Annotated in this window: 16 protein-coding genes and 1 pseudogene; 7 read left to right on the forward strand and 10 right to left on the reverse strand. The window is 36.9% G+C overall.

The features are described 5' to 3' along the window. Positions 1-1989: a DNA mismatch repair endonuclease MutL gene (gene mutL, locus MMP60_RS14795; RefSeq protein WP_241337108.1), complete on the reverse strand. Its 1989-nt coding sequence runs from the start codon at positions 1987-1989 to the stop codon at positions 1-3. Further along, positions 1979-2455: a tRNA (adenosine(37)-N6)-threonylcarbamoyltransferase complex ATPase subunit type 1 TsaE gene (gene tsaE / locus MMP60_RS14800; RefSeq protein WP_241337109.1), complete on the reverse strand. Its 477-nt coding sequence runs from the start codon at positions 2453-2455 to the stop codon at positions 1979-1981. Before tsaE ends, mutL begins: the two co-directional genes overlap by 11 nt. Positions 2456-2575: 120 nt before the next feature. On the opposite strand from tsaE, the gene MMP60_RS14805 reads away from it, so the two are divergent. The 4 genes from MMP60_RS14805 to MMP60_RS14820 all read left to right on the forward strand — a co-directional run bounded on the left by MMP60_RS14805 (position 2576) and on the right by MMP60_RS14820 (position 4766). Further along, entirely contained in the window at positions 2576-2866 is a 291-nt protein-coding gene (locus MMP60_RS14805; protein ID WP_018678103.1) for a hypothetical protein, read from the forward strand. 26 nt (positions 2867-2892) lie between these two features. Then, the gene (locus MMP60_RS14810) at positions 2893-3807 is read left to right on the forward strand and encodes a pseudouridine synthase (RefSeq protein ID WP_241337110.1); all 915 of its coding nucleotides are present in this window, start codon (positions 2893-2895) and stop codon (positions 3805-3807) included. A gap of 108 nt (positions 3808-3915) precedes the next feature. Continuing rightward, positions 3916-4224: a type II toxin-antitoxin system RelB/DinJ family antitoxin gene (locus MMP60_RS14815; protein WP_241337111.1), complete on the forward strand. Its 309-nt coding sequence runs from the start codon at positions 3916-3918 to the stop codon at positions 4222-4224. Between the two features lie 98 nt (positions 4225-4322). Next, positions 4323-4766, forward strand: a complete 444-nt coding sequence (locus MMP60_RS14820; protein ID WP_241337112.1) for a GNAT family N-acetyltransferase — start codon at positions 4323-4325, stop codon at positions 4764-4766. Here MMP60_RS14820 and MMP60_RS14825 read toward each other — a convergent pair whose 3' ends face one another. After that, on the reverse strand, positions 4767-5480 hold the full coding sequence (locus MMP60_RS14825) for a pseudouridine synthase (protein ID WP_241337113.1): 714 nt from the start codon (positions 5478-5480) through the stop codon (positions 4767-4769). A 246-nt stretch (positions 5481-5726) separates the two neighbouring features. On the opposite strand from MMP60_RS14825, the gene MMP60_RS14830 reads away from it, so the two are divergent. Together MMP60_RS14830 and MMP60_RS14835 are read left to right on the forward strand one after the other, a co-directional pair. After that, the gene (locus tag MMP60_RS14830) at positions 5727-6182 is read left to right on the forward strand and encodes a hypothetical protein (RefSeq protein ID WP_241337114.1); all 456 of its coding nucleotides are present in this window, start codon (positions 5727-5729) and stop codon (positions 6180-6182) included. Positions 6183-6326: 144 nt separating this feature from the next. After that, positions 6327-7328 (forward strand): LLM class flavin-dependent oxidoreductase, encoded by a 1002-nt coding sequence (locus tag MMP60_RS14835; RefSeq protein WP_241337115.1) that lies wholly within the window; start codon positions 6327-6329, stop codon positions 7326-7328. A gap of 205 nt (positions 7329-7533) precedes the next feature. Here the strand turns inward: MMP60_RS14835 and MMP60_RS14840 are convergent, their stop codons facing one another. The 7 genes from MMP60_RS14840 to MMP60_RS14870 all read right to left on the reverse strand — a co-directional run bounded on the left by MMP60_RS14840 (position 7534) and on the right by MMP60_RS14870 (position 14959). Next, a complete protein-coding gene (locus MMP60_RS14840) occupies positions 7534-8076 on the reverse strand; it encodes an AraC family transcriptional regulator (protein WP_241337116.1) in 543 nt (180 codons plus the stop codon). Next, on the reverse strand, positions 8033-8617 hold the full coding sequence (locus tag MMP60_RS14845) for an AraC family transcriptional regulator ligand-binding domain-containing protein (protein WP_241337117.1): 585 nt from the start codon (positions 8615-8617) through the stop codon (positions 8033-8035). Before MMP60_RS14845 ends, MMP60_RS14840 begins: the two co-directional genes overlap by 44 nt. A 38-nt stretch (positions 8618-8655) precedes the next feature. Further along, positions 8656-9402 carry a molecular chaperone gene (locus MMP60_RS14850; protein WP_241337118.1) on the reverse strand — a complete coding sequence of 249 codons (747 nt, stop codon included), beginning with the start codon at positions 9400-9402 and terminating at the stop codon, positions 8656-8658. Next, a complete protein-coding gene (locus MMP60_RS14855) occupies positions 9399-11000 on the reverse strand; it encodes a fimbrial protein (protein ID WP_241337119.1) in 1602 nt (533 codons plus the stop codon). The genes MMP60_RS14850 and MMP60_RS14855 overlap by 4 nt, the downstream gene beginning before the upstream one ends. A 1-nt stretch (position 11001) precedes the next feature. After that, positions 11002-13590 (reverse strand): fimbria/pilus outer membrane usher protein, encoded by a 2589-nt coding sequence (locus tag MMP60_RS14860; protein ID WP_241337120.1) that lies wholly within the window; start codon positions 13588-13590, stop codon positions 11002-11004. Positions 13591-13612: 22 nt separating this feature from the next. Beyond that, on the reverse strand, positions 13613-14356 hold the full coding sequence (locus MMP60_RS14865; RefSeq protein WP_241337121.1) for a molecular chaperone: 744 nt from the start codon (positions 14354-14356) through the stop codon (positions 13613-13615). Positions 14357-14440: 84 nt separating this feature from the next. Next, on the reverse strand, positions 14441-14959 hold the full coding sequence (locus MMP60_RS14870) for a fimbrial protein (protein ID WP_241337122.1): 519 nt from the start codon (positions 14957-14959) through the stop codon (positions 14441-14443). Between the two features lie 776 nt (positions 14960-15735). On the opposite strand from MMP60_RS14870, the pseudogene MMP60_RS14875 reads away from it, so the two are divergent. Beyond that, positions 15736-16263, forward strand: a pseudogene (locus MMP60_RS14875) (aspartate-alanine antiporter); the annotation flags it as partial. Positions 16264-16353 lie beyond the last annotated feature (90 nt).

Raw genomic sequence — 16353 nt, forward strand, 5'->3', positions numbered from 1 at the left:
CTACTCTCCTCGAGCAAATAATTTATCTAATTGATGTAATGGAAACGCACGCCAAGTTGGACGCCCATGATTACATTGGCTCGCAAACTCAGTCTGTTCCATTTGACGCAATAAAGCATTCATTTCGGATAGACTTAACTGGCGATGTGCACGTACTGCACCATGACACGCCATCCCCGCTAATAGTTCATCACGTTTTTGCAATAAACCTCTCGCTTCATCATTCGGGTCAAGATCATTTAACAATTCAGGAATTAAATGACCAAAATCTGCTTTGTGCAAAATCGCAGGCACACCACGAACAATCACCTGCTCATCACCATACTGATCAATTTCCAATCCTAAACGTTGCAATTGTGACTGCAACTCCTCAACACGGGTGGCTTGCATTCGTGTGATCGACACTATTTTTGGAATCAGTAGCTGTTGTGACGTCCAGAATTCAGGTTTATCCCATGCAGCTTTCATTTGTTGTAGCAGAATACGCTCATGCGCTGCATGCATATCGACAATAATCAAACCTTCGGTATTTTGCGCCAAAATATAAATACCATGAAGCTGAGCAATTGCGATGCCTAATGGAAATTCATCAACACGAGAAGGCATCGTTTGATCATCTATTGCCCGCTCTTTATCAAAGGAATGAGCTGCGGTTGTAGCAGCGTAAGGGATTTGCTCATCACGCAAAGGTGCTAAATAAGTTTTGAGTGCATTATTTAGTTGTGCCGTACCATTATAATGAGGTTGTTGTGGGACTGAATGATATTGCACCGCTTGTGGACGACTGTGATTAAAGTCCGTCAATAAATCTGTTGATATTTCTACTTGCTGATTGGCTTGTGGCTCAGATTCTACAATTGCACGATGTAAATTAAATTGTTCTTGGTATTTCGGTTGTGGCTGATAATTAAAATTCTCTGTCGCGGCATCATCCATTTTCATGGCTTGGGCTAAATCAGTGCTTGCTGTTTGAAATTGCGACAATGTTGCTTTAGCATAATGACGTACAAACTCATGCACTTCACGTTGATTTAAAAAGCGAATTTCATGTTTGGTTGGATGTACATTGACATCGATATTTTCAGGGTCAACTTCTAAAAACAACAAATAAGAGGAATGTTGATGCCCATGCAAAATACCTTCATAAGCCATACGCAAAGCATGTGAAATGGTTTTATCTTTCACAATACGCCCATTCACATATACATATTGTAAATCTGCTTGCGCACGTGCATCTGAAGGATGCCCCAACCAACCAGACAAACGCATATTGATACTTTCTGCATCAATCCAATATGCATTTTGGATAAATGCTTGACCCAATAATTGTTGCACTCGTTGATAACGTAATTCACCACTATCTGCGATGGGTAAATTCAAACGAATATTATCGTTATGTTCGAGTACAAAACGAATTTCAAAATGAGTCAAAGCCAAACGGCGAACTATTTCTTCAATATGACCAAATTCTGTGCTTGGTTTTTTTAAAAATTTACGGCGAGCAGGCACATTAAAAAATAAGTCCTGCACACGGATATGTGTACCTTTTTGTGCTGCAACGGCCTGTATTTGCTGATGATCAAAAGCCGTTCCATTGACTTCAACTTGATAGCCGATACCTTGCTCATCTTGACTACTGGTTAAAGTTAAACGTGATACCGCAGCAATCGAAGCTAATGCCTCTCCACGAAAGCCTAAACTAACAATCGCATGCAAGTCTTCCGATGTTTTAATTTTACTTGTAGCATGCCGCATCACCGCTAATGGTAAATCTTCAGGATGAATTCCATGGCCATTATCAATGATTTCAATCAGAGTCGAACCACCTTGCGCCACCCGAATAATAAGTTCGGTTGCGCCAGCATCGATTGCATTTTCTAATAATTCTTTAACAACTGATGATGGACGTTCAATCACCTCACCCGCAGCAATCTGGTTGGCTAAGGCAGCATCAAGGGTATGAATACGACGAGTTGAATCATGCACCATTCAATTGTTCCTGCAAAATTTGAGCTAAAGGCTCAGATGTCGTGGTCAATGTCACAAATCGAGTTAACTCATCATCTGATTTTTGAATATCAATGATTACATCGGCTTGAGGAATTTCATCCCCACCTTTCGATGGCCATTCAAATAAAAATAAAGCATCAGGTGTTTCTAAATAGTCACGGATTCCCATCAACTCTAATTCATAGGGATCATCTAAACGATATAAATCGAAATGGAAAATTTCTTTGCCTTGAATGGTATAGGGTTCAACCAAGGTATAAGTTGGACTTTTTACTGAACCTTGATGCCCAAGATGTTGTAGAAAATAACGCGTAAATGTCGTTTTCCCAGCCCCTAAATCACCAATCAAATATATAATGCCTGAATGCACTTGTTGTGAAAGCACTTGCGCAAAATATTGAGTGTCTTGTTCATGATTTAAAGTAAATTTCACTGAATATGACATGGCAAATAGAACAAAATTGGGATGCTGACTATGATAACATTGCCCTGAGGTAAAGCCTAATCTATGAAAAGAAGTTGATTCTTTTTAATGCAATCATGAGCTAAATATTAAAGGATAGAAATGTCTTCTGAATCTTTATTTATACATTGCGAATGTCATGGTCAAAATTATGCTGCTGTCGTATGCGGACATTTGATTCAAAATAACAATAATTATCCTCTGGGTTTTATTGAAAATGTTTCTACTCCAACAAATCCACAAGGTTGGTGTTTGGCATGCGAATACGTTTTTACTCAGGAAAATGGTATGACAGATTCATTCCATAACTTTAATAATATGGCTGTTGTCTGCACTCAATGCTATCAAGAGATAAAAACTAAACACGATATCTATAAAAATCAGCAATCTTAATAAACTTGGTCACTTACTAACTAAATATGATTGATTCTACTGCATCTATCTTTTCTCCCCCCTTAATCAATGGTGTCAGTGCCAGTAAAGTCTTTTTACCCCATGACATTTCTGCACCTACAATTTTTGCTTATCTTTGCCAACACTTTCCACATATTCAATCAAGCGAATGGCAACAACGTTTTAGCGATGAATTAATCTACGCTGCGAACGGTGAAAAATTAAAAATAGACAGTATCTATACGCCGAATAGCCATATTTTTTATTATCGTTTCCTTGCTCAAGAAATTTATGTGCCTTTTCAGCATGAAATTTTATACGAAAATGATGATCTTCTGGTGGTCGATAAACCGCACTTCCTGACAATGACACCGACAGGACAATACGTTCAGGAAACTTTATTAGTCCGCTTAAAAAAACAAACAGGCTATGAAGCACTGACTCCAATCCACAGATTAGATCGAGAAACAGCAGGTGTCGTTTTATTCTGTAAAAAACCAGAATGTAGAGGGATATACCAACAGCTTTTTGCCGATCGAAAAGTACAAAAAATCTATCATGCGATTGCTGCTTATCGTTCTGAAATCATTTTTCCACAAACTTTACAATTGCATATGGAAAAAGGAAATCCTTTCTACACCATGCAAACTAATGCTGAAAAAGCTCAAAATACGGAAACATTCATCGAGCTACTTGAACACAACCAACAACATGCGAAATATCGACTTCAACCTAAAACAGGGAAACAGCATCAATTACGTGTACACCTTAATTATTTAGGTCTCCCGATTTTAAATGACCCCTTTTATCCAATGGTGGCGCATAAAGCTGATGATGACTTTAGCCAACCGCTACAGTTATTAGCAAAGGAAATTTATTTTATAGATCCGATTCTAAATCAAGAAATGTGCTTTAGTTCTAATTTTGAACTTACATTGTAAATACAGCGTAATGACAAAAAATCTATTTTTCACTTCAAAAATATTGAAATTACATTGCAATGGTTTAGAATACATGACGATAATTAAAAATATTTGGTCTTATTCTGTATGCGAAAAACAGAAGTTTATCAGGTTCGCCTCGATTCACAGGAAAAGAAACAGGCTTTTGCCGTTTTTAAACAGCTCGGCATATCCCCTGCTCAAGCCGTTCGTCTTTTCTTTAAGCAAGTCGTTCTGACGAAGTCGATTCCATTTGCAATTGAAAACCAAAACATCAACATGGAGCAGTTACTTAAGCTTCGTAAATCTAAAAATGCCACAACAAACGAAAATCCATCCGCAATTGATATGGAAGATGATCACGAAGATTTATTTGAAGAGCTGAATGCACTTTTAGGTGAAAGTGACAAAAGTTAACAATGTTGCATTTATAAACAAGTTTTTATTTTTTAAGCTGAATTTTTTTCGTTATCCTGACAGTTCAAATAAAATTATAAATGTAAGGATAGACTGGAATGATTGTTAAACGAGCGACCAAAGAAGATCTTCATCAACTTGCTGTCTTGTTTGACGAATACCGCCAATTCTACGGTGCGTCATCGAATGTCGAACAATCTTTTCAATTTTTAAAACATCGTTTTGACAATAAAGATAGCGTCATTTTCATTCATCTTAAAGACGATGATTTCACTGGCTTTGTTTTACTCTATCTCGCATTTTCCTCTGTTGCTTGTGAAACGTATTACATTTTAGATGATGTCTATGTCACACCATCTTATCGCAAACAAGGCTCTGCAAAACAATTGATTGATACTGCCATTCTTTTTGCACGTCACGATAATGCTCAGCGGATTAGCCTTGAAACACAGAAGAATAATTACCAATCACACCAACTCTATGAGCAAATGGGCTTTATTCGTGATGATGAATTCAAGACCTTTCATTGCTTCTTAAAGTAATCATTCATCTAAAGCAATATTTTGACCCAGCTGTTTTTGTGATGGTGTTAAATAGATCCACTCACCTTCTTTTAATTCAGGAAGTTCTAGTAAACCGATTTGATGTCGATGCAAAACTTCAACCTTATTACCAACCGCAGCCAACATACGTTTGACTTGATGATAAACACCTTGATGAATCGTCATCGCCAATTGATGTGTTGAAAATAGTTGAACATTGGTGGCAGCATAAATACCTTTTTCATTACGTAATTCTACCCCTTGTTCTAAAGCCATTTTCTGTTCAGGCATGATCGGATCAGCAGTGGTCACATGATACACTTTAGGGACATGTTTTCGTGGATTGGTTAATGCTTGTAAATATTGACCATCATCCGTTAACAGCAATAACCCTGTTGTATCTTGGTCTAAACGCCCAACACACTGAATGCCTCGATGAATCAAAATTTCAGGCAATAAACTAAATACACTTTTATGATGTGTTGCCTGATGTGAGCATTCATAACCTTGTGGTTTATTTAAAACAATATAGATATGCTCTCGATATTGATATTCATCACCAAACACATGAAAGCAAAGCTGTTCCGTATTAATATTCTGCTTAGGATTATTACAAACCTGATTTTCGATTTGTACAGAACCATTTTTAATTAACTGCTGGCAATACTTACGTGAACCAAAGCCCTGAGATTGCAAAATTTTTTCCAGCAGCATAAATAAACCCTCACTCAAACTTCATGTATTCTACCCGATTCATCTCTTTTAAGTTGTTCCAAAAATCATCACTCTTTGTTTTTTATAGTTTATTCATAATCCCTTCATTTGTAATAGAACATATACAAAACCATCATTAAACTCTCTCAATCTAACTATTACGCTTCATATTTCCACTTAGAAATCTTGTTACATTTGCCACAAGCAAAAGAATACTGTCCAAAAGAATGGATAAGGAGTTTCATCATGAAATCGAATATGTGGTTATGTAGCATTATCTTAGCAAGTTCATCGTTGATGACTGTTACCCATGCAGGTAATTCAACTCGTGTCGCAGCGACATCAGCTCTAGGTAGTGTTGTCGGTACAGCAATTGGGCAACAGTTAGGTGGGCAAACAGGAGCAATGATTGGCTCTGCAATTGGTGGTGGTTTAGGTGGTACTGGTGGTTACACCGTAGGTCGTAATGTGGCTGGAACCAATGGTGGTTATATTGGCGCTGCTTTAGGTGCGGCAGGCGGTGCGACTTTAGGTCAAAAAGTAGGACAAGATCGTGATGAAGATCGTCGCTACGAAAGTCGTCGTTCGTATGATGATCGTCGTTATGAAAATCGCCGCTCTTATGATGAACGCCGCTACTACAATTCTCGCCATAATTATCGTCATGATAATGGCTATCACCGTGGTTGGTATAAAGACTAATAATCAAACAATATTGCTTACCCTTTTGGCGCCTTCGGGCGCTTTTTTTTGTTTTAATGAATTGATACATAATATCGAATAAAAACGATATACAAGATCAGATCAATATCGTATTATTTCGATATATGGTTTTAAGAGTCAATGATGAAATCACTACATGATATAAAATTTTCTATTCTAGAGTTAGCACCTGTCAGAGATGATAAAAGTATTGAGTTTTCACTTCGTCATGCACTAGAGCTTGCTCAATATGCTGAAAATCTAGGTTACGAACGTTTTTGGTTAGCCGAACATCACAATATGGATGGTATTGCCAGTTCAGCCACTGCTGTTCTGTTGGGATTTGTTGCTGCACATACTCATAAGATTCGTTTAGGTTCTGGCGGTATCATGCTCCCTAATCATGCCCCACTTGTTGTTGCAGAACAATTCGGAACTTTAGCAACACTCTATCCGAACCGTTTTGAACTCGGTTTAGGTCGCGCACCTGGAACTGATCCGCTCACTATGCGAGCATTACGTCGCGGTCGCCAAGAAACGGAGGAACAATTTCCCCAAGATGTGATGGAAATTTTACAATACTTCAAAGCACCACAACCAAATCAGAAAATTATTGCGACTCCTGGACAAAATACCCATGTTCCTGTTTGGTTACTCGGCTCAAGTTTATTTAGCGCACAACTGGCAGCTAAACTAGGACTTCCCTATTCTTTTGCCTCTCATTTTGCACCAAGAATGCTAGCTCAAGCAATTCAGATTTATCGTGAGAACTTCCAGCCTTCTGAATATTTAAATCAACCTTATGTTTCCATGGGTGTACCCACTGTAATCGCAGCAACTGATGATGAAGCACAATATTTAGCAAGCAGTTCTTACCAACGAATTTTAAATCTAATTCGTGGGCATAGTTTAAAGCTAAAACCACCTATTGAATCGACGCAGGGTTTAGCAAGTAGTGCAGAACAAATAGCAATTCAGAATTTTTATGCTATGGCACAAATTGGCTCACCAGAAACGGTTAAAACAGGGTTAAATAAAATTGCCAATCAATATGATGTTGATGAGTTTATCTTTACTTGTGATATTTATGATACACAAAAACGTTTAGAAAACTTTAGTTTATTGATGGATATTAAAAAGGATTAGAGAAAACATACAATTTTTTATGATTGGCTCAGTTTTCAATCTTACAGTATCATTCCACAATACTTATCAACATATTTCAAAGAGCACTTTGATAATTTAATATCAAAGTGCTCTTTGAGATGAAAAATAATTTCAAGGTATATATTCAAACGAAGACCAAGTAACATCATAGATAAGAATTCATCGCCAAGATTTTTTAAAATCATCAAGCGGTCGTTCTTTTCACCTGATTACTTTTCTTTCTAAATTGCAATGGTGTTTCGCCAGTCCAACTCTTGAAAGCACGCTGAAAAACACTTTGCTCAGCATATCCTACTAAATCAGAGATTTCACTAATATTAATTTCCTCATCCTTTAAATACATTTTAGCCAAATCTTCTCTCACTTTATTCAAAGCTTTGTTGAAATTAATCCCTGAATCAACCAAACTCTTTCTTAATTTCTGATTTGATATTCCCATATACTTAGCTACAGCATTCGTATTAATAACTTTCTGTCTTATACAGTAATTAATACTCGCATATAATCTTTGCTCAAATCCATCATAAGTTTCCAACTGATTTATTAGCCGATCAGCCTGCTTTTTTAAGATTCTATACAAAATCGGGTCTGATCTATTTAAAGATATCTTTTCAACCTCAGAAAAAGAAAATACGATAGAGGTCTCTCTAGCATTAAAAAATACGGGGCATTTAAAATAATCTTCATATATTCTGGTATTCTCTGGTGCAGAATAAATAATCTTCATATATTCTGGTATTCTCTGGTGCAGAATAAATAAACTTCAAACACTTTAAGGAAACCTTCAATGGATGAACTGCCTGTTTAATAATATTATAAAACAATGCTATTGCAGTTTCATCAACCAACAAACCTGGACGCCCTCTAGCATCGCCCCAACTTAACTCAACCAAATCATTATTAGACTTTAAATGCATAATATTAAAATCATACACCAAACGATTATATGCAACAAAATCAGGGATTGCCTTCGAAAGCTTGGACTCTGAAAATGCAAGATAGGAAAGAATACCAGCATGAGCCAACTGAATATTTTTTGCAATTTCCAAGCCTAAACCTTGAATAGGATACTGATTATAGATGTGCGATAAAATATCACTCCACACTTGAAATGGAATACGCTCAGTGAGATCATTAGGCTGAAATGTCTTTCTATTCAAATATGTAAGACATTCTCTAGGGATATTAAGTCTATTAATAATACAAAAATCAACAATCATCATTAACAATGATGTACTTACAGATCCTACATAGTGTGCATGAGACATTTGAAACGATATTCCATTGCTTATAAAATACTAAAAAATTATTTACTAAGAAATAGCCCATCAAAAGTATAACCCTGATCATCAATTAGAGTGTAATCAACTTGGTATGAATAAGGTAACTCAGGATTTGAATCTAATTCATATACCTTCTCCGAAAAAGGTTCAACCATTAGACCAACCTGATTGCTTATTTTAAAGCCCTTATCTTTTTGTTTTAAAACTATATTTATGAATGAAAGATGATAAGGTGTAGGATTATTACAGACTAGAACCCTATTACCATTCACCTCTTTTATAGAAAAGATTATTTTTTCTGAAATTTGCTCAATATCCATAGGTTTTAAAGACTTAGGACGATAAAAAACCTTCAACTGAGTATTCATTGCTAAATCAAGTCTAGCCCGGCTTTCCTCAGAAAGATTTAATTGTTGCTGAGTTTTACCTGGAATTTCATAAAGATTAAGCCAGAACACAGATTCTCGATCCTGTGGCATAGTATTACCATTATGAATAATACGTACTGCTTGAACACCTTTAGGGTTCATCTTAAAAACAGCAGGAAGCACAATAAAAGGAGCTTTACTTTGATCCGGATACCCCGCACCATTATCAACCCATGTTTGTGCAACGATTGGATAATCATTAATATTTGCTAGAACTAATGAACGCTCACGCTCTGATTCATTATAAATCACGCGGTTTGATGATATCGCAAACCCTGCATAGGTGATGCTATTGTGTGACAATAGCATCAAGAAACATAGTAATCTGATTATCATTCTCATTGAATTTTAACCACCACTATCGCTGTAGAATATATAGAACCACTTGTTACGTCTGGTGCACCATCGATTTTTTTTAAATCAGCGGTGTAACCAATGTTATATCGGGTATAGCCTGCCAATGGTATTCCGGCGCTCGTTGCATTATTTAAAATTGGATACCAACCAGCCATATTACCCTGTGGAAAAGTCACTGCAGGATAACACTGCTGATTATTAAGTATTCCACACGTTACACTATGGTTACCTGTTGTACCAACAGTAGATCCACTACCGCCGGGCTGTCCCAGTAAATTAATATAACTACCTGCATCCTGATACTTAATGTAAATTGCTGCATTCTTTGCTCTTGCCATATTTGTTAGATAGTCATCTGAAAGCAAAGCTGTAACACCATTATTTGCATTTACCAATGTCGGTGAAAATGCTTGGGCGGCATTATATGCGCCTTGTGAGGGTTGAATACCAATTGCAATTTGACCACTACCAGTTCCTGAATCTACACCATCTCTACAATCAACTTGTACCTGAAAATTCTGACTCACAACACCATTGCTATTGAGATGTGTCATCGTAGTCGCACCAAAATTCACATTTGGAGTCACCATATTTAATTTACATGCTGTCGCATTATTACTCAAATTCACAGAGTTATATAAAGTATATCCGAATCCATTATCAGTCCCCCAGAAATACCATGTCGTTGCAGCAGTATCATGTGTCACACCAATTGCATCATGTGGAAAAGCCACATGTTCATCGCCATTATTACCAGCACCATTATGCTCACTGTCGCCCAAAGTAATATAAGAAATCGGTTGATTACAGATGTAATTGCCAAATTGTCCCATACCTCGATCATTACCTGTTGCTCCACCAGGTACAGTGAGACCATTACAGAACGTATTTGCAGCACTTGAAAAAGGGGGTTGCCCAGCGACGCGTATTAATTCAAACTGCATTGTTGGAAGATGTTTAAGTCGAATGCAACGCCACCCTGGCTGGCACTTATCTTTTGCCCAACCAACAACACCTGTACCTGTTTCATATTGAATCGGAACGGCTTTATATTGCCGCCCTAGAACTTCACCATCAATATATTGTCGAATACCGACATGTTTATACCATGTATAAAATACATTCTGCTCTCCCCCAGCATCTACTGTTGAAACAGGAAAATACCCACCAACTCGATCATCACCATTTACAGAGACTAGAAAACGAATTTTGCTCATATCAGTTGCAGGTGAACATGCCCACAATAAGCTTTCTGCATTAGTATTACGGATTTTATAGTCTGTTGGAGGGACACTCGCAATCGCCAATGAGCTTCCATCAGGTTGTATCGCCACATCCATTAAATGAATATTACCAATTGGAATACGCGCTGAGTTATTGTCCTCTGTTTGGGTCGTATTATTATTACCCCAACTTCCGTTCGTATTTGAAATACTTTCAGTAATCGTACTCCCCGCAATATTAACACCAGCATATAGACCTGTTAAGTAATGAACTGAACGACATGCCGACCATGCATCTGTCCCAACACAAATCGAGAATATAGCAATGCCGAACTTCAGAAAATTATTTAGTCGTTTCATATTAGTTCTCCATTCTACATTCTGCATTTAATTTGATCAGCGTTTGCTCAAGTTGATGGTTTTCGATATGGTAAGGCAATTTGCATGATTGATCATTTTCAGCTCCCCACCGTAGGGTTAAAATTCCCTCTTGATTTGGAATACGTACATAGACCTGACCTGCTTGTCCAACCATACCAATAACCTCATTGTCCTGATTCAGTACATCAGCACCCATCGGAATAATTTGCTGATTATTTAGGTGGCTTTGAATGAAAACACTGTAGCCTTTTCTAGTTTTAAAATTCAATTTAACCGTCGCACCTGCATAAGGTGCTATCCGTTGCTCTCCACCATCTAATTCAATGTTATTCGCCATATTTGATGGATCGAGTGCAATATTATTAAAACGGAATGGGTTGATATTAGGTACTAACACATAACCAAATCGATCCACCTTGCTATACGGTGAGCTCACAACTTTCGCACCTTTAGCTTCAATTAATGCAAATGTTTCACCCAAATAAGGACCAAAAGTTACCCCACCTGAGTGAAGTGCGATTGCACCAGCCGCATTGATCGATCTCTGCCAATATTGATCGTTATATGATGTATTGAAACCCAACTGAACATTTGAAAAACGTTTATATAGTCCAGCATTAAGTGTTTGATCACCATTAAAGTTCCCCCCCATACCTAAGTTATAATTTAGACTGTAGTCACGATCCAATGCTCCGTTGACAGCAAGTTGATAATTATCACTATCATTACTCCTGTTATAATGTGCACTTAAAGTAGGGGTTAACGGATTACGTTCACGTCCCAAAGGTATATGTAAACTCAAGCCACCAAAGTTATCAAAACGCTCTTCTTTAATTTCACCGCCATTGAGTGAATATGTTTTTTGACGAGTATAATTTAGGCTTAAACTGACAACCCCGAAGCTTTTATTATACCCAGCCTGAAAAGAGGTATCTCGATCTCGCCCATCACGATAACTCTGCGTTGCACCTGCTAAATAAAATGTCCCATAATCACCTAGTTGTTGACTAACATTGACCTGAAAACGTGATTGTTGCAGGTAACTATTCGAAGTCCATGTGCTGCCTTTTTCTGAAGCGTACTGCAAACCCAAGACATCACTAAACTCACGATAGCCAATCGTAGAATAGCGGTAACCTGCAATGGCAATTGTAGTATTAGTTGGTTGAATGGTTTTACTATAGGTTAGATTCGCCATCCATCCATCTACAGTCTCTTGCCCTGTTTCAGTTGGTAAACGCGCTCTTGAATAGGTCAGATTGGAACCCAACGCACCAAAGTTACTTCCATATACACTACCTAAAGCTATAGCTTGATAATCATTACTCAGACGTAGACCACTGTTAAGGGTGATGTTGTTATTCAAACCACGCTCATAATTTAAATCAGAGAAGAAATCATTTTCACTGCGATCAAGATCAGTTCTACCAACAGCGATACTATAGTTTGAAAGACCTGATCGAAGTGACGTAGGTACAGCAGCATAAGGAACTTCTGTTGAATGTTTAGAGCCATCCGCTTCAGTTACAATGACAGTCAAGTTTCCATCAAAGTTTGTTGGATACAAATCACTGATTTCAAATGGACCTGGAGCAACCGTCAATTGATAGATTTCTCGACCATTTTGCTCAACTGATACTTTCGCATTACTTTGAGCAATCCCACGAATCACAGGCGCATAGCCACGCATAGAATCAGGGCGCATACGCTCATCTGTCATCAAACTCAAACCTTTAAAGGGCAAGCCTGATAAGAATCGACCAGAAGTATATTGTTGCCCTAAGACCAATTGAGATTGCAGAGCATCTATTGGACGCTGTACATAACTGCGAATGTGATCAATTGTTGTATCATGTTGATTATCCATCGAAATATTGGACTGCTGTCGATATTGCCATTTACCAAAATTCAGACCACCATTTAAACTCATAAATGCGGATTCATAATTACTATCATTGATTCGATTTTCAGTGTGATAGTAGTTCCCTGTATAATTAATAAAGGCAATACTTGAACCTGCATTCAATTCTGAAGGGTTCACATAACCGCGTGGAATATTTTTCATAAAACTTTGCGGCACAGTCAAGTTCAAACGTAATAATGAAAAATCAAAGGTACTTTGGCTTCCTTTAGCAACCTGCGCTAAAGTTAGACACTTGATATCATTAATTGCCTGAGGATTAGTCTCTCGTAATTGTCGAAACTCAAGATCACCAATAATTCCCGCTGTTTCAAGCAAACTTGTTGATAAACATGCTTGCACACTTTCATTGGCATCTTCATTTTTAGAAAAATATAAACTTTGTCGCTGAACAAAACGCTCATTCACATAAATATCAACGGTATAAGATCCTTCCTCTACCTGATCAGGATGATTAAAACGCTCAATAAGCCGAGCACTTAAACCACTCCCCTTAAATAAATTGGGGTCAAAGGTATAAAGCTCTTCTGATTTTTCAGTTTTAGTATTTACCACTTCTGTTTGCGCTGCATACACTGTTTGCAAAAAAAAACAATTGACAATAACAGACAAAGAAGAATGAAGTACCAAATGGATATGTTTAGCCATATTCGTCTTTCCATGTTTATGATTATTTTTGTGCTTTGATATCGTAATGAACATAAGCACCATAATCATTCACCAAACGCACTGTCACTTTAGCTTGATCAGTTGCAGAGATATTTTGCTCTAATAACCACTTTTCACTTGATTTCGGCGCAATCATTGAAATGCTTTTCGTTTTAATTTCTTTTGAGCCGATCTTGACTGTCGCTCGGGTTAAATTAGCGTAATATCCTGTTGGATTTTGAATTTCTAACCATGAACCTTGCTGATCATGCGATATATTAAAGTTCAATGCCTGAGGAAGATCTTGGACTTTACCTACAATCGTATTTGGACGATAAAAAACTTTGAGACGATTTTTAACAAGTAATACTAATCTATTCTCATCACTCATTTTTTTATCCATCGCTGGGATTTGTTTGAAATTCAAATAAAAAATTGATTCCCGATCTTTTGGTAACTTATCATCACCAATATAAGTTAAACGCGCCATTTGCCCAGTATTTGGATTAATACGAAATACCTGAGGATTCACACTAAAGGGAGCATCTGCTGTTTCTGGTGTTGAATCCATATTGCCTTTATCAAGCCAGACCTGAACCAAAAAACTTAAATTGCTATTATTACTAAATTGCAATGTTTTTTGCTGCGTCTCTGCAGGAAAAATAACACGAGTCCCTGTCATAACAACATCAGCATGGGAAAGTTGAACACTGCACAATGCACCACACCAATACAGCAAACCAATCCAAAATCTTGAAGTTATCACCACAGTATTTTCCTTCTTTATTTTCTTAAAAGAAAAAGCTTCGCTATATGCTTGTTCAAACAAGCATATAGCTGATAAAAATTATTATGGATAAATAACTTCATAATCAGTAACAGCAGTTACACTCCCCGCACCAGCAACAGCTTTCGCATAATATTGAGCTGTCAAATTATATGCTGCTGATCCACCTGATGTAGTAGCTGTAGCCGAAGTCGCAATCCCTGTATTAAAGGCAATAGGCGTACTACCTGCACTACCACTTAATAATTGAACAGAAACATTGGTTGCAGTTGATGCAGGTGTTAATCCAAGGTTTGCACCATCTGGATTATGAGCAGCAAAACGTACAGCAACATCATCAGCTGTTGCACTACAACCTGAAATATTAATTGTAAATGGCGTTGCTCCCGCTGTTTTCCCTGCAGTATCAAGACTTGCCACACCAACTGTTGGCAAAGTCACTGTTGGCGAAGCTGTACCACCAACACCTACGGTACACGTATTTGAATCAATGGTGCCCTGAAATGTAATTGTCTCAGCTGCCATTGCTACATTAGTTGCGCCTAATGCAATTAATGCACCCACGAATAGTTTGATCTTCATAAAGGAGTTCCTTGCTGAATAAATTGCGTTATTGTAAAAAAAGAATGCGTTTGCACTTTTTGCAAAAAAATGTGATTTGATATACATTATTTTATACAATCTAACAAAAACCGTAATAAATATATTGACAATCATGATTTAAAAATTGACATTTGATTCATCTCAAAAGAGCGATTTGTAAATTTATATTTCTAATTAATGTTATCAAAATTCCTTATTTAAAGCATTTAGTAGAGTAATCCACTGATTCATATCATTTTTCAGGCAGTGTATAAGAAGCTCTTATTCAATAAATAGTCATCGTTGCCCCCCCTACACATGGTGGGAATAAGACATGAATAATGGAACCTTTATAAAAATTTTTAATTCCATACTTGGTTATTATTGCAAAAGACATTTTTATCAAAATCATTGATGTTTTACATGAACGTGAAATAAGAGCTTTATAAAAATTTAATGGTTATAAAAAGATGTACAGTGTAATGAAACAGTCAATTTTAGATTTACTTTTCATTCAATTTCCGCATGTATATTTATGTAAGTTTATTTTAACTTTAGTAAAATAATAGATAATTATAGTTCTTTTTATTTTCGTGAAAAAATATCAATTAGAATAAAATATTGATATTTATCTGAATAATTTAACCCATAAAAATAAATAGCAATAAAATCAACACATTTGCACTCATCTACTTCACATAGTATTTTAAAAAACATGAAAAATAAAGAAATTTCAAGCCTAAAGGTAGATCAAATAATAAAAGTGAGATCATAAAATGATTGAATGGTTACAGAATGAATTAAAGCATAGTCCTGAAATACTGCTCTTCTTATCCTTAGCAATAGGATTTTGGATTGGTCAATTTCAATTCGGAAAATTCCAATTCGGTGGCGTTGCTGGATCGCTTCTCGTTGCAGTTGTATTAAGTCTAATAGGTGTACCCGTCGATAATGGTGTGAAAGCAATTCTTTTTGCACTATTCATTTATGCCGTTGGTTTTGAAAGTGGTCCGCAGTTTTTTAAATCACTCGGACCTCAATCGATTAAAGAAATTTTATTAGCAGTATTCATGGCTGTCAGTGGCTTAATTACTGTATTAATCATGGCTAAGCTTTTCCATCTTGATAAAGGTTTAGCCGCAGGTCTAGCTGCAGGTGGGATGACTCAATCTGCGATTATTGGGACTGCTGGCGATGCCTTATCTCGCCTTGATCTTCCATTAGCCGAAATCCAAAAACTCCAAGCCAATGTCGCAATTGGCTATGCTGTCACCTATATTTTTGGCTCTCTGGGAGCCATTATTAGATCTCTTGCGAAAGTTAATTTTGACTCATCCAGTTAATCAGCCCAGCAATTAAATTCATCCTTAAACCAAATCGTTTTCTTCTGTTTC

It is taken from the genome of Acinetobacter sp. ANC 4805, from assembly GCF_022549495.1.
In the GTDB taxonomy this organism is placed as follows: Bacteria; Pseudomonadota; Gammaproteobacteria; order Pseudomonadales; family Moraxellaceae; genus Acinetobacter.

Coding starts and splice junctions, on each gene's coding strand:
- mutL (WP_241337108.1), bottom strand. CDS start 1,989: ATGGTGCATGATTCAACTCGTCGTATTCATACCCTTGATGCTGCCTTA.
- tsaE (WP_241337109.1), bottom strand. CDS start 2,455: ATGTCATATTCAGTGAAATTTACTTTAAATCATGAACAAGACACTCAA.
- MMP60_RS14805 (WP_018678103.1), top strand. CDS start 2,576: ATGTCTTCTGAATCTTTATTTATACATTGCGAATGTCATGGTCAAAAT.
- MMP60_RS14810 (WP_241337110.1), top strand. CDS start 2,893: ATGATTGATTCTACTGCATCTATCTTTTCTCCCCCCTTAATCAATGGT.
- MMP60_RS14815 (WP_241337111.1), top strand. CDS start 3,916: ATGCGAAAAACAGAAGTTTATCAGGTTCGCCTCGATTCACAGGAAAAG.
- MMP60_RS14820 (WP_241337112.1), top strand. CDS start 4,323: ATGATTGTTAAACGAGCGACCAAAGAAGATCTTCATCAACTTGCTGTC.
- MMP60_RS14825 (WP_241337113.1), bottom strand. CDS start 5,480: ATGCTGCTGGAAAAAATTTTGCAATCTCAGGGCTTTGGTTCACGTAAG.
- MMP60_RS14830 (WP_241337114.1), top strand. CDS start 5,727: ATGAAATCGAATATGTGGTTATGTAGCATTATCTTAGCAAGTTCATCG.
- MMP60_RS14835 (WP_241337115.1), top strand. CDS start 6,327: ATGAAATCACTACATGATATAAAATTTTCTATTCTAGAGTTAGCACCT.
- MMP60_RS14840 (WP_241337116.1), bottom strand. CDS start 8,076: ATGAAGATTATTTATTCTGCACCAGAGAATACCAGAATATATGAAGAT.
- MMP60_RS14845 (WP_241337117.1), bottom strand. CDS start 8,617: ATGTCTCATGCACACTATGTAGGATCTGTAAGTACATCATTGTTAATG.
- MMP60_RS14850 (WP_241337118.1), bottom strand. CDS start 9,402: ATGAGAATGATAATCAGATTACTATGTTTCTTGATGCTATTGTCACAC.
- MMP60_RS14855 (WP_241337119.1), bottom strand. CDS start 11,000: ATGAAACGACTAAATAATTTTCTGAAGTTCGGCATTGCTATATTCTCG.
- MMP60_RS14860 (WP_241337120.1), bottom strand. CDS start 13,590: ATGGCTAAACATATCCATTTGGTACTTCATTCTTCTTTGTCTGTTATT.
- MMP60_RS14870 (WP_241337122.1), bottom strand. CDS start 14,959: ATGAAGATCAAACTATTCGTGGGTGCATTAATTGCATTAGGCGCAACT.